Annotated in this window: 15 protein-coding genes; 7 read left to right on the plus strand and 8 right to left on the minus strand. The window is 67.2% G+C overall.

Annotated elements, in window-relative coordinates; all coding sequences use genetic code 11:
• Positions 1–15: 15 nt before the first annotated feature.
• Positions 16–1,380, minus strand: coding sequence for a serine hydrolase (locus tag ACZYZ7_RS17335; RefSeq protein WP_450072413.1), 1,365 nt, complete (start codon positions 1,378–1,380; stop codon positions 16–18).
• Positions 1,355–1,672, minus strand: a complete 318-nt coding sequence (locus ACZYZ7_RS17340; protein WP_064883921.1) for an antibiotic biosynthesis monooxygenase family protein — start codon at positions 1,670–1,672, stop codon at positions 1,355–1,357. Before ACZYZ7_RS17340 ends, ACZYZ7_RS17335 begins: the two co-directional genes overlap by 26 nt.
• Positions 1,673–1,711: 39 nt before the next feature.
• Here ACZYZ7_RS17340 and ACZYZ7_RS17345 point away from each other — a divergent pair, with 39 nt between their 5' ends.
• The gene (locus ACZYZ7_RS17345) at positions 1,712–2,473 is read left to right on the plus strand and encodes an alpha/beta fold hydrolase (RefSeq protein ID WP_463741403.1); all 762 of its coding nucleotides are present in this window, start codon (positions 1,712–1,714) and stop codon (positions 2,471–2,473) included.
• Here ACZYZ7_RS17345 and ACZYZ7_RS17350 read toward each other — a convergent pair.
• Positions 2,456–2,686 carry a hypothetical protein gene (locus ACZYZ7_RS17350; protein WP_135458951.1) on the minus strand — a complete coding sequence of 77 codons (231 nt, stop codon included), beginning with the start codon at positions 2,684–2,686 and terminating at the stop codon, positions 2,456–2,458. The genes ACZYZ7_RS17345 and ACZYZ7_RS17350 overlap by 18 nt on opposite strands.
• Positions 2,687–2,757: 71 nt before the next feature.
• Here ACZYZ7_RS17350 and ACZYZ7_RS17355 point away from each other — a divergent pair, with 71 nt between their 5' ends.
• On the plus strand, positions 2,758–3,729 hold the full coding sequence (locus ACZYZ7_RS17355; protein WP_450072415.1) for a GlxA family transcriptional regulator: 972 nt from the start codon (positions 2,758–2,760) through the stop codon (positions 3,727–3,729).
• Positions 3,730–3,733: 4 nt separating this feature from the next.
• Here ACZYZ7_RS17355 and ACZYZ7_RS17360 read toward each other — a convergent pair whose 3' ends face one another.
• Together ACZYZ7_RS17360 and ACZYZ7_RS17365 are read right to left on the minus strand one after the other, a co-directional pair.
• Positions 3,734–4,051 (minus strand): hypothetical protein, encoded by a 318-nt coding sequence (locus ACZYZ7_RS17360; RefSeq protein WP_463741404.1) that lies wholly within the window; start codon positions 4,049–4,051, stop codon positions 3,734–3,736.
• Positions 4,052–4,112: 61 nt separating this feature from the next.
• Positions 4,113–4,985 carry an HhH-GPD family protein gene (locus ACZYZ7_RS17365; RefSeq protein ID WP_463741405.1) on the minus strand — a complete coding sequence of 291 codons (873 nt, stop codon included), beginning with the start codon at positions 4,983–4,985 and terminating at the stop codon, positions 4,113–4,115.
• A gap of 25 nt (positions 4,986–5,010) precedes the next feature.
• Here ACZYZ7_RS17365 and ACZYZ7_RS17370 point away from each other — a divergent pair, with 25 nt between their 5' ends.
• Both ACZYZ7_RS17370 and ACZYZ7_RS17375 read left to right on the plus strand, forming a co-directional pair.
• On the plus strand, positions 5,011–5,631 hold the full coding sequence (locus tag ACZYZ7_RS17370; RefSeq protein WP_135458943.1) for a carbonic anhydrase: 621 nt from the start codon (positions 5,011–5,013) through the stop codon (positions 5,629–5,631).
• 73 nt (positions 5,632–5,704) lie between these two features.
• Complete coding sequence (locus ACZYZ7_RS17375) at positions 5,705–6,475, plus strand: hypothetical protein (RefSeq protein ID WP_210115591.1); 771 nt, start codon at positions 5,705–5,707, stop codon at positions 6,473–6,475.
• Between the two features lie 3 nt (positions 6,476–6,478).
• On the opposite strand, the gene disA is transcribed toward ACZYZ7_RS17375, so the two are convergent.
• The 3 genes from disA to ACZYZ7_RS17390 all read right to left on the minus strand — a co-directional run bounded on the left by disA (position 6,479) and on the right by ACZYZ7_RS17390 (position 9,691).
• A complete protein-coding gene (disA, locus tag ACZYZ7_RS17380; RefSeq protein WP_210115708.1) occupies positions 6,479–7,558 on the minus strand; it encodes a DNA integrity scanning diadenylate cyclase DisA in 1,080 nt (359 codons plus the stop codon).
• Positions 7,559–7,618: 60 nt separating this feature from the next.
• Complete coding sequence (gene radA / locus ACZYZ7_RS17385; RefSeq protein WP_463741406.1) at positions 7,619–9,034, minus strand: DNA repair protein RadA; 1,416 nt, start codon at positions 9,032–9,034, stop codon at positions 7,619–7,621.
• Between the two features lie 78 nt (positions 9,035–9,112).
• Entirely contained in the window at positions 9,113–9,691 is a 579-nt protein-coding gene (locus tag ACZYZ7_RS17390) for a hypothetical protein (RefSeq protein WP_450072417.1), read from the minus strand.
• Positions 9,692–9,976: 285 nt separating this feature from the next.
• Here ACZYZ7_RS17390 and carD point away from each other — a divergent pair, with 285 nt between their 5' ends.
• From carD to ispF, 3 genes are read left to right on the plus strand one after another with little or no spacing between them, the layout of a single operon-like run.
• Positions 9,977–10,465: an RNA polymerase-binding transcription factor CarD gene (gene carD, locus ACZYZ7_RS17395; protein ID WP_003882506.1), complete on the plus strand. Its 489-nt coding sequence runs from the start codon at positions 9,977–9,979 to the stop codon at positions 10,463–10,465.
• Between the two features lie 6 nt (positions 10,466–10,471).
• Positions 10,472–11,140 carry a 2-C-methyl-D-erythritol 4-phosphate cytidylyltransferase gene (gene ispD / locus ACZYZ7_RS17400; protein ID WP_450072418.1) on the plus strand — a complete coding sequence of 223 codons (669 nt, stop codon included), beginning with the start codon at positions 10,472–10,474 and terminating at the stop codon, positions 11,138–11,140.
• Positions 11,137–11,613 carry a 2-C-methyl-D-erythritol 2,4-cyclodiphosphate synthase gene (gene ispF, locus ACZYZ7_RS17405; protein WP_135458933.1) on the plus strand — a complete coding sequence of 159 codons (477 nt, stop codon included), beginning with the start codon at positions 11,137–11,139 and terminating at the stop codon, positions 11,611–11,613. The genes ispD and ispF overlap by 4 nt, the downstream gene beginning before the upstream one ends.
• Positions 11,614–11,623 lie beyond the last annotated feature (10 nt).

The following is an 11,623-nucleotide window of genomic DNA, read 5'->3' on the forward strand; positions in this document are numbered from 1 at the left end:
GCGGATCGTACCGAGCTAACCCACAGGCGCCATGGCGAATGCCCGCTTGGCAATCTGCAACAACCAGCCCGCAGCGGTGGGGCTACGGAACTTCGGCCAGTTCAGCTGGAAACTGAACACCCACGGCTGCCCGGTGTAGTCCACCGCGTACCAGCTGAAGGTCAAATCGCCGGGCAGGTTGCCGCCCTTGGCGCCGATGTATTTCCACTTCGCCGGGTCCGGGTCGATGCCGGGTAGTGCGGAGAGGATGTCCTTCACCGGCGCGGCGGGCCCGTATGCCGAGGCCTGCAGCGCGGCGTGCACCCGGCAGATGTCGGCGGCACTGGCGAACCACTCCAGGCCGTCGTTGGAAGCCGGGGTGTGGGTGCGGTACGGATCCGGTTCGTAGGGGCGGGAATTGGTCTGTTGGAGCAGTGCCACCCGGTCGGCGGGGGAGGCGGTCTTCCACTGGTCGCGGAGGTTCGGCTCGCCCCAACCAACGGAGAACACCTCGTGCATGGTCGGGAACGGGGTCATGCTGGCCGGATCGTGATGGCCCGCAGTCACCAGTGCGCGCTCCACCGCAGCCGGGCCCATCCGCCCGATCAGCAGATCGGTGGCCATGTTGTCACTGGCCGAGATCATCTGCTGGGCGGCGGTCCGCACGGTGATCTGAGCGCCGGGGGGAAGCTTGTCCAGCCCGGCGGAACCGAGCTTCTTGCCTTCTTTGGTGATCGTGAGGTGGTCGTCCCAGCTCAGCGTCCCGGCCTTGACCGCGTCCGAAACCGCAAGCAGCACATACAGTTTGAAGATGGAGGCCAGCGGCAGCGACATATCGGTGTTGGTGCCTGCGACCTGCTCGCACTTGCCGTTGTTGACCTTCGAGACCCGGTAGGAGTACCGCGCCCCCGACTTGGTCAGTTCGGCGTCGATGTCGGACCACTTGTCGATCTTCGGAGGCACGAGGGTGACCTCGAAGCGGTCGACCAGGCCCACGTCGTTGGTCCGCAGCTCGATGTCCTGGGCGACGTTGTAGGACGTCTGTACGTGCAACGTCGCCTGCGCGGCCCCGATGTCCACCGAGTTGACCGTGAACGGGCGATCCCACCAGATGGAGTCCATCTTGGTACCGACCAGATCGACCTTCTCGGGAACGGCGAGGGTGCGCACGCCGATGGGGCCGATCGGCCAGTCGGAGTTGAGCATGTCCATGGTCTGCTTGGCCCGCAGACCGGGCGGGGTGATGGTGTCGATGCGCGCGCCGTAGGACACTTCTGCCGCGGGCGCAACGCTCTGCGAACAGCCACAAGCCAGGGCCGCGACGACCGCGGTGATGGCCGTCAGGCCAACCGTGCGGTGCAGCGTCCGGCCGCGGCTACGCCTGGGCAGCGGGCCCTGCAACGTCCAGCACAACCTCGAACTCCAGCAGCGATGCGCCGGTGGCCACAGGGTTGGCGTGCTCGCCCTTGTGTGCCTCGGCGGCGCGGCCCGTGGCCCAGGCCTGGAAGGCCTCCTCGGTTTCCCACTGCGTGACCACGAAGTAGCGGTCTTCGCCCTTGACCGGACGCAACAGTTGGAAGCCGAGGAACCCGGGCTGGTTGTCGACGGAGTGTGCACGGTTGGCGAACCGCTTCTCCAGTTCCGGGCCTGCGTTAGGCGGTACCTCAATGGCGTTGATCTTCACGACAGGCATGCCGTTCAGGCTACCGTGAGTGCCCGGCAAGATAACGGGATGGTCACAGATCTGCTCACCCACAGAGGGGGCCGCGGCGAGCCCATAGTCCTGGTGCACGGCTTGATGGGCCGCGGCAGCACATGGTCACGCCAATCGCCGTGGTTGACGGAGTTGGGTGAGGTGTACACCTACGACGCGCCGTGGCACCGCGGGCGCGATGTGGTCGACCCGTATCCGATCAGCACTGAGCGGTTCGTCGCAGATCTCGGCGATGCCGTGGCCGGGCTCGGGCGGCCGGTGATGTTCGTGGGACATTCCATGGGCGCGTTGCATTCCTGGTGTCTGGCAGCGGCCCGCCCGGAACTGGCTCGCGCGGTGGTGGTCGAGGACATGGCCCCCGATTTCCGGGGCCGCACCACCGGCCCGTGGGAGCCGTGGGTGCACGCTCTCCCGGTCGAATTCGGTTCGGCACAGGAGGTTTACGACGAGTTCGGGCCCGTCGCGGGTCAGTACTTCCTGGAGGCGTTCGATCGGACGGCCACCGGTTGGCGGCTGCACGGGTATCCGCAGTGGTGGCTGGACATCGCTGCCCAGTGGGGGACGCGGGACTACTGGCAGCAGTGGCGGGACGTGCGCGTTCCGACCCTTCTCATGGAGGCGGGCAATTCAGTGGCGCCGCCCGGGCAGATGCGCCGGATGGCCGAGATCGGTCAGGACACAAGGTATCTGCACGTTCCCGGTGCGGGTCATCTGATCCACGACGACGCGCCCGAGGTGTACCGCGAAGCTGTCACCGGGTTTCTAACGGCGCTCGCCTAGGACGCCTGCGCTCGGCCAGGCCGGCTGGTGTTCGAACCGGCTGCGTATCGCGTCGAGGTCATGGCCGGCGCGATACGTCTCGTAGTCGGGTTGGTCGATGTCGAACAGATCGAGGCGGAACCGCAGGATCTTGCTGCGCCGTGCCGCCCAGCCCACTGCCGCGGCGACCGCGAAGGGCGAGATCAGGATGATCAGAGCGAGTGCAACAGTCATGGCAGTAATGCTTGTCGGGGAAATATCCCGCCAACAGTGGCAGCGCTGACACCTTACGATAAAATGCTGCCATGCTGAGAAGCGTCTCCACGCTGGTGCTCGACGGTCTGGCTGTTTTCGAGTTCGGGGTCATCTGTGAGGTCTTCGGGATCGACCGATCCGCTGACGGCGTACCGAACTTCGACTTCAAGGTGTGTGGTCCCGAGCCGGGCAGGCCGGTGCGGACGTCGGTCGGCGCTACGTTGACGCCCGAACACGGCCTCGACGCCCTGCATGGCGCCGACCTGGTGGCGATCCCGGCGATCGGCACCTCCGATTACCTGCCCGAGGCGTTGGACGCCGTGCGGGCCGCCGCCGATGCGGGCTCGATCATCCTGACCGTGTGCTCGGGCGCGTTCCTGGCGGGTGCGGCGGGTCTGTTGGACGGCAGGCCGTGCACCACGCACTGGATGCACGCCGATGCCTTGGCCCGCAAATATCCCACCGCCAAGGTGGATCGCAACGTCCTGTACGTCGACGACGGCAATCTGATCACCAGCGCAGGCACCGCGGCGGGCATCGACGCGTGCCTGCATCTGGTACGCCGCGAACTCGGCAGTGAGGTGACCAACAAGATCGCCCGGCGAATGGTGGTCCCACCGCAGCGCGATGGCGGGCAGCGTCAGTTCATCGATCAGCCGATTCCGGTCAGGTGTTCGGAAGGTTTTGCGCCGCACCTGGATTGGATCATGGGCAACCTGGACAAGCCGCATACGGTGACGACGTTGGCCAGGCGATCGGCGATGTCCACCCGCACCTTCGCCCGCCGGTTCGTCGAGGAGACCGGTACCACCCCCATGCAGTGGATCACCGATCAGCGGGTGTTGTACGCGCGCCGGCTGCTCGAGGAGTCCGACCTGGACATCGACCGGATCGCCGAGCAGGCCGGGTTCGGCACCGCAACGCTGCTGCGCCATCACTTCCGCCGGCTCATCGGCGTGACACCTTCGGACTACCGGCGCCAATTCTCCTGCGGTGCGGGCGAAGACGCCGTCACTGCGTGATGTGTCAGCCGTCGGGTTGGCAGGCCACGTTGACGTAGACCGTGGTGTGCTGAGCCGAATCGATCCGGTACCCGTCCTCGTCGATGTTGGAGTCGGCCAGTCCGTGCAACCCCGTGACCCGGCAGTTCGACAGGGCCGTATTGGCATTGGAGTTGATCTGCACCTGATAGCCGCGGCTCTGGAGGTCCCGCACGGTGTCGGCTGCCGAACCGGTGCCGGACGGTGCAGCATTGGCCGGGGCGGCCAGCCCCAGGCCGACGCCCAGGCCGACGCCCAGGCCGATTGCCGTACACGCAAACGTCGTTGAGAATTTGCTTGACATGAATCCGTTCTATGTGATGCGCGGCCCAAATGGTGTGCCGCGGAACGGATTCATGCCGATCTCATGTAATTTCGCCTTCCCCGGCGAGTGCGAACCGACCGTCGAGGGTTTGCTCGACCAGGCCGTCGACCAGTAGTGAGTCCAGTGCGCGATCCCGTTGCCCCGTATCGGTGAGCCAGGCCACGTCCAGTTGGGCGCGGGTGACCGGAGTGCTGCTGTCGCGCAGCACATCCAGCAGCTTGCCGCGCACCTGCCGATCGGTTCCGGCGTAGCGCTGCACCTTTCGGGTCATCGTGCCCTCCGGATACCCGGCCGACCGCCAACTGCAGTGGCTCAGCGGGCAGCAGCCGCACTGCGGCGAGCGGGCCGTACACACCACCGCGCCCAGCTCCATCAGGGCGGCCGAGAACGTCGGTGCGGTGGCATCCTCAGGCAGCAGCGCGGCGACATCGTCGAGGTCGCGGGCGCGGGCGGGTGCATCGGCCTGCCCACGCAAGACCCTGGTGACCACCCGGCGCACGTTGGTGTCGACCACCGGAACGCTGGCCGAATACGCGAAGCAGGCCACCGCACGCGCGGTGTAGGCACCGATGCCGGGCAGGGTCAGCAGGGTCTCGACGTCGGTGGGCACCTCGTCGCCGTATTCGCCCGCGATCACCACGGCACATTCGTGCAGGCGTTTGGCCCGCCGCGGGTACCCCAGCTTGCCCCAGGCCCGCAGCACCTCGGCCGACCCGGCGGCCGCCGTCGCAGACGGGGTGGGCCACCGGTCGATCCAGGCCAGCCAGATCGGCTCGACCCGGGCCACCGGTGTTTGCTGCAGCATGAACTCGCTGACCAGGATCTGCCAGGCGGTCACCCCTTGTCGGCGCCACGGCAGGTCCCGCTGGGCGTCTCTGTACCAGCCGACGAGCTGCTCCGCGTCGATGCTCATCGGCATCTCATGCAAAATGGCTGATATGCCCAATTCGAATCCGGTGTCCGCGTGGAAGGCACTCAAGGACGGTAACGCTCGCTTCGTCGCGGGCGAACCGCAGCATCCCAGCCAGGACATCGCCCGTCGAGCCAAGCTGACACACGGGCAGAAGCCCACCGCCGTGGTGTTCGGCTGCGGCGACAGCCGCGTTGCCGCCGAGCTTCTGTTCGACCAGGGCCTGGGCGACATGTTCGTGGTGCGTACCGCCGGCCACGTGCTCGACAACGCGGTGCTGGGCTCGATCGAATACGCGGTGTCGATCCTGAACGTGCCGCTGATCGTGGTCCTCGGCCATGACAGCTGCGGCGCGGTCCAGGCCGCCATCAACGCCCTCGACGAGGGGGCGATGCCCGGTGGCTACGTGCGCGACATCGTCGAGCGGGTGACCCCGTCGATCCTGATGGGTCGTCATTCCGGCCTGACCCGCGTCGACGAGTTCGAGGCCTACCACGTCAAGGAGACGGTCAACCAGCTGCAGATGCGGTCGGCCGCGATCTCCAACGGTCTCGCTGCGGGGACCCAGGCCATCGTCGGCGCCACCTACCACCTGTCCGACGGTCACGTGGAACTGCGCAGCCATCTGGGCAACATCGGCGAAGCCTGAGAATTTTGCCGCAGCCCCGACACGCCGAGTCGCCTCGGGCAACTGGGAATGACCTGGGCTTACCGTGAAAGCCGTGTTGGATCTCGAACCTCATGGGCCTCTGCCCTCGCAGATTTACTGGCGGCGCCGGGCGCTGGCCATCGGAATCGCGGTGGTCGTCGTGGGGATCATCGCCGCGATCGTCGCGGTGATCGTGACCAGCAGCTCCGGAGCCGAGACCAAGCCCGCCGACGAATCCTCTGCCGCGGCCGCCCCGCCGACGCCGCTGCCGGGCGAGAACCCCGAGGTCAAGACCCCGGTGGTGCCGCCGGCCCAGCACGCGCCGCCGCCGACGGCCACACCGACCGCTGCCGTCACGCCGCCGCCGCTGCTCAAAGAGGGCGACGACTGCCCCGATTCGACGCTCGCGGTGAAGGGCATCACCAGCCAGCCCGAGTACGTCGTGGGCGATCAGCCGAAGTTCACCATGGTCGTGACCAACATCGGCCTGGTGGCCTGCAAGCGTGACGTGGGCGCCGCGGTGCTGGCCGCCTACGTGTACTCGCTGGACAACAACCGGCTCTGGTCGAACCTGGACTGCGCGCCGTCCAACGAGACGCTGGTGAAGACCTTCAACCCGGGTGAGCAGGTGACCACCGAGGTGACCTGGACCGGTATGAGTTCGGCGCCGCAGTGCCCGATGCCGCGTCAGCCGATCGGGCCGGGGACCTACAACCTGATGGTGCAGCTGGGCAATCTCAGATCGGCGCCGGTGCCGTTCATCCTGGCTCAGGCCAATCCGCAACAGCCGGGGCCGCCGCCCGAGGGTGCACCGCCGGCTGAGCCGGCGGCACCGGGTAACTGACGCTCAGGCCAGCCGGTCGGCGATCGTCGACTCGGCCAGCAGGGACAGGCCCTCACGGATGTGGCGTGCCCACATCGACCCGATGCCGTCCACGGACTGCAGATCGTCCGCGCTGGCGGCCAGTAGTCCCTGCAGTGAGCCGAACGAGCGGACCAGTAGATCGACGTGGGCGAACTGCAGTCGCGGTATCCCCGCCATGGCGCGGTAGCCGCGTGAGCTCATTGCCGAATCCTGTGCCTCCGACGTCGACGGGTAACCGAAAACCCTTGCCAGCGTGGTGAAGTCGAGCAATTCACTGTCGGTCAGGGCGTCCAGCTCATCGAGTGTCGCGCCGACCTGAGCGGCGGTCGGCGGATCCGGCAGCGCGTGGTAATCCCGCACGATCAGCTCACGCGCGGCCTCGTTGTCGCCCACGAGCTCGTCGAGCTGCAGCTTGAGCTGGCGTCCGTCGGTGCCGAGTTCGACGACGTCGGCGTCGATCTCGAGGCTGATCCGGCGCACCATCTCCAGGCGCTGCACCACGGTCATGACGTCGCGCAGCGTCACGAAGTCTTCGATCTCTGCGGTGGACAACTGCTTGCTGACCTCGTCGAGGCGGCCCTTGTAGCGCTCCAGTGTGTTGATGGTCTGGTTGGCTCGCGACAGGATGGTCGCCGAATCGGGCACCACATGCCGCTCCCCGGCGACGTAGACGGTCACGATGCTCATCGAATGGCTCACCGAGATCACCGGATAGCCGGTCTGGATGGCAGTGCGCTCGGCCGAACGGTGACGGGTTCCGGATTCGTCGGTGGGGATCGATGGATCCGGCACCAACTGGACGTTGGCCCGCACGATCCGGCCGCCGTCGCTCGACAACACCACCGCGCCGTCCATCTTCGACAGCTCACGCAGGCGGGTGGGGGCGTAACGCACGTCCAGGGCGAACCCGCCGTCGCAGATGCCCTCGACGCTGTCGTCGTAGCCGAGCACGATCAGCGCGCCCGTCTTGCCGCGCAGGATGCGTTCCAGGCCGTCACGCAACGGCGTACCGGGGGCCAGCCGGCCGAGGGTTTCTCGTAGCGTCGGCCGAGCCAGATGCACGACGGTGCGGCTGGTCCTGGCGCCGGAGTTCACGGCCATCGGTTCTCCTAGGGTCGGCCGCTATTGTCCATGCTGCCCACGATTGCTGGCAATCGCGATGTCCTTGAGTGCCCGTAATGCCGCGCCGATGTGATCGACGGTGATGATGCGCAGCCCCGCCGGCGCACTGGTGGCCCCCGGTGGCACCACGGCAATGTTGAAGCCCAGCCGGGCGGCCTCGGCCAGCCTGCGATCCATGCCGGTGACCCGGCGCAGATCGCCGACCAGCCCCACCTCGCCGATAACCACCGCGTTCATCGGCAACGCGATGTCGAGATAGGCCGACGCGACGGCGACGGCCACGGCCAGGTCCGAGGATGGATCGGTCAGCCGCATGCCGCCGACGGTGGACAGGTAGATGTCGTTGTTGCCGATCGGCAGGCTGCAGCGGGTCTGCAGCACCGCGCCGATCATCGCCGCACGGGCCGAATCGATCCCGCTGACGACCCGCCGAGGAGGCCCGACCGGCGGGGCGACGAGCGCCTGTATCTCGCCGATCATCGGGCGCTTGCCGTCGAGGGTGACCGTGATGGCGGTGCCGGGTACCGCTGCCGGACGCTGGTCCAGGAACAGTCCGGACGGATCGCTGACACACTCGATTCCGTTGTCGTGCATCTGAAAACAGCCGACCTCGTCGGCTGCGCCGAACCGGTTCTTGACCCCGCGCACGATGCGCAGGCTCGACGCGTGATCACCTTCGAAGTGCAGCACCACGTCGACCAGATGCTCCAGGGAACGCGGCCCCGCGATAGCGCCGTCCTTGGTCACGTGCCCGACCAGGATCATGGCCACAGCCGGGTCTCCCACGGCGGTCTTGGCGTGGCCGGTCAGCGCCGTGGTCACCGCACGCACCTGGGTCACCCCACCCGTCACGCCGTCGGCTTCGGTGGTGGACATGGTCTGCACCGAATCGACGATCACCAGGCTCGGTTTGACCTCCTCGATGTGACCGAGCGCTATCTGCAGGTCGGATTCGCCTGCCAGATAGACGTTGTCGTGCGTACAGCCGGTGCGTTCGGCGCGCAGCCGGATCTGGCCCGCGGACTCCTCGCCGGACAGGTACAGCGCCCGTCGGCCGGTGTGCGCCCAGCGGTTGGCGACCTCCAGGAGCAGGGTGGACTTGCCGACGCCGGGTTCACCGGCCAGCAGCGTGACCGAGCCGGCCACCAGGCCGCCGCCCAGAACCCGGTCCAGTTCAGTGACCCCGGTCGCGTAATGCCGGGTGATTCCGGGGTCGATCGAGGTGATCGGAACCGCGGGCGAGGTCGGGGCCACCGAGCGGCGGACTGACCCGCCCACTCTGTCGGAGAGAGCGAGCACGGCCACCTCATCCACCGTGCCCCAGGTACCGCAATTGGCGCAGCGGCCGACCCATTTGGGTGTGGCGTGCTGACACTCCGAGCAGCGGTATTGCGAACGTACTTTCGAAGCGGCCACGCCGTGACAGTAACGGGTGCCCCCGACATCGGTGCCGTGTACGCGCCGGTGGGGACCCCGGTGGGTCAGAGGTTCAGATCAGTGATGGCCACCGGCTGCGGCGCCCTCGGCGGGCTCCTCGCCGGCGTTGTCGCGTCGGGGCGTTTCGCCTGCCGAGATCGGCACGGCCACCGTGGTCTCGCCGTTCTCGAACTTGAACGTGAAGTCGTAGAGCAGCCCGTTGGTGACCGGCTTGGTCAAGGTGACCTTGGCGGTGACGGCCTCGGCGGGCTCGGCCTTCTCCAGCGGCTTCGTCTGACCATCGGGCTCGCCCACCACGAGGACGCCGCCTGCCGGGATGGTCTGATCCCCGGTCAGTGCCACGTCGCCGACGGTGGTCTTGATCGAGACGAGCTTGTTGGGCGCCTCGGTGGATTCGTTGGCCGCGACGAACAGCAGCTCGGTCTCGGAGCCGGGCTCGACGTAGTCCTTCTGCTGCGGCGCGCGCAGGTGCACGTTACGTAGCGCGACCGTGCCGGCCTGCGCGTTGACACCGTTGACGGCGGGCTCCTGGGTTGCCGTCTGGGAGACCTGCCCGGCACTGCAGCCGGTGAGAACGGCTGCGGTCAGGCCACATGCGGCCAGACCGGCCGAGGTGCGCATTGCGAAGCGGTTCACTCAAGCCTCCTGAGCTGGGTCGGCGTACTTCGACTATGCACAGTAGTAGGTGGCCTCGGTGGGCGGAATGCGAGGGCTTGGCAGAGCGCTTCGCCAGGGGTGTTTCAGGCCCGCAACGGCCTTGCGGTCGGGCCCGGTTCGGGTGTCCGACAGGCGCTTTGGTGGCACGCTTTCGTCACCATGTCAACCCCTGTTCTTCATCTGCAGTGCCCCTGACCTGCGCAGTTGGTGCGCATGTGATCTGGGCCCGTGTTAGGATGGACTAGCGAAAGGGGCTCGAATCAGATGATTTTTAAGGTCGGAGACACCGTCGTCTATCCACACCACGGTGCTGCGTTGATCGAGGCGATCGAAACCCGGACTATCAAAGGCGAGCAGAAGGAATATCTCGTCCTGAAAGTATCCCAAGGGGATCTGACCGTTCGAGTGCCCGCAGACAACGCCGAATACGTCGGAGTCCGCGACGTCGTGGGCCAAGAAGGCCTCGACAAGGTTTTCCAGGTGTTGCGTGCTCCGCACACCGAAGAGCCGACCAACTGGTCGCGCCGCTACAAGGCCAATCTCGAGAAGCTGGCCTCCGGTGACGTGAACAAGGTTGCCGAGGTTGTCCGGGATCTGTGGCGTCGGGATCAGGAACGCGGTCTGTCCGCGGGTGAGAAGCGAATGCTGGCCAAGGCCCGGCAGATTCTGGTCGGCGAACTTGCGCTGGCTGAGAACACCGATGACGCCAAGGCCGAGACCATCCTTGACGAGGTTCTGGCTGCCGCGTCCTGACGCGTCGTGGCAACAACTGTCGCGGTCGTCCCGGCCGCCGGCTCTGGTGAGCGGCTAGGCGCGGGCAGGCCGAAAGCATTCGTCAATCTGGGGGACAAACCCCTGTTGGAGCATGCCCTCGAAGGCCTGCTGGCTTCAGGGGTGATCGACAAGGTCGTGGTCGCGGTGCCGCCCGCGCTCACCGATGAAGCCATCATGGTGTTCGGTGGCCGCGCGCAGATCGTGGCCGGGGGAGCCGATCGAACCGAATCGGTAGGGCTGGCTCTTGCGGCCGCTGACGACCCCGATTTCATCCTTGTGCACGACGCTGCCCGGGCATTGACTCCTCCTTCGCTGATCGCCCGGGTAGTGGCTGCCTTGGCCGACGGTCACGCTGCCGTCGTTCCCGGCCTTCCGTTGGCCGACACCATCAAGGCGGTCGACGCCAACGGTGCGGTGCTGGGGACGCCCGAGCGGGCCGGTCTGCGGGCCGTGCAGACCCCGCAGGGTTTCCGTACCGACGTATTGCGCCGCGCCTATCAGCGGGCCGGGGCCGGAGTGGTCACCGATGACGCCTCACTCGTCGAACAGATCGGTACGCCGGTGCAGATCATCGAGGGCGACCCGCTGGCTTTCAAGATCACCACGCCTCTGGACCTGTTGCTCGCCGAGGCTGTCATGGCGCGTGGCGCGTGAGGATTCCCAGGGTCGGGCTCGGCACCGACGTCCATCCGATCGAGTCGGGGCGCCCCTGCTGGTTGTTGGGGCTGCTTTTCGACGGCGCCGACGGCTGCGCCGGCCATTCCGACGGCGACGTCGCCGCGCACGCATTGTGTGACGCCCTGCTCAGTGCGGCCGGACTCGGCGACCTGGGCGGCGTCTTCGGCACCGACCGGCCGGAATGGCGCGGGGTCACCGGCGCGGACATGCTGCGTCACGTCCGCGGATTGGTGCAGGCGGCGGGCTTCGAGATCGGCAATGCCACGGTGCAGGTGGTCGGCAACCGGCCCAAGATCGGGCCACGCCGGGAGGAGGCCCAGCAGCTTCTCTCGGAGCTGATCGGGGCGCCGGTATCGGTGTCGGCCACCACCACCGACGGGCTCGGGCTGACCGGCCGGGGTGAAGGATTGGCCGCGATAGCCAGCGCTTTGGTGGTTCCTGCCGAATAGGCCGGTAAGC

The sequence above is a fragment of the Mycobacterium sp. IDUB_17 genome (assembly GCF_055419465.1).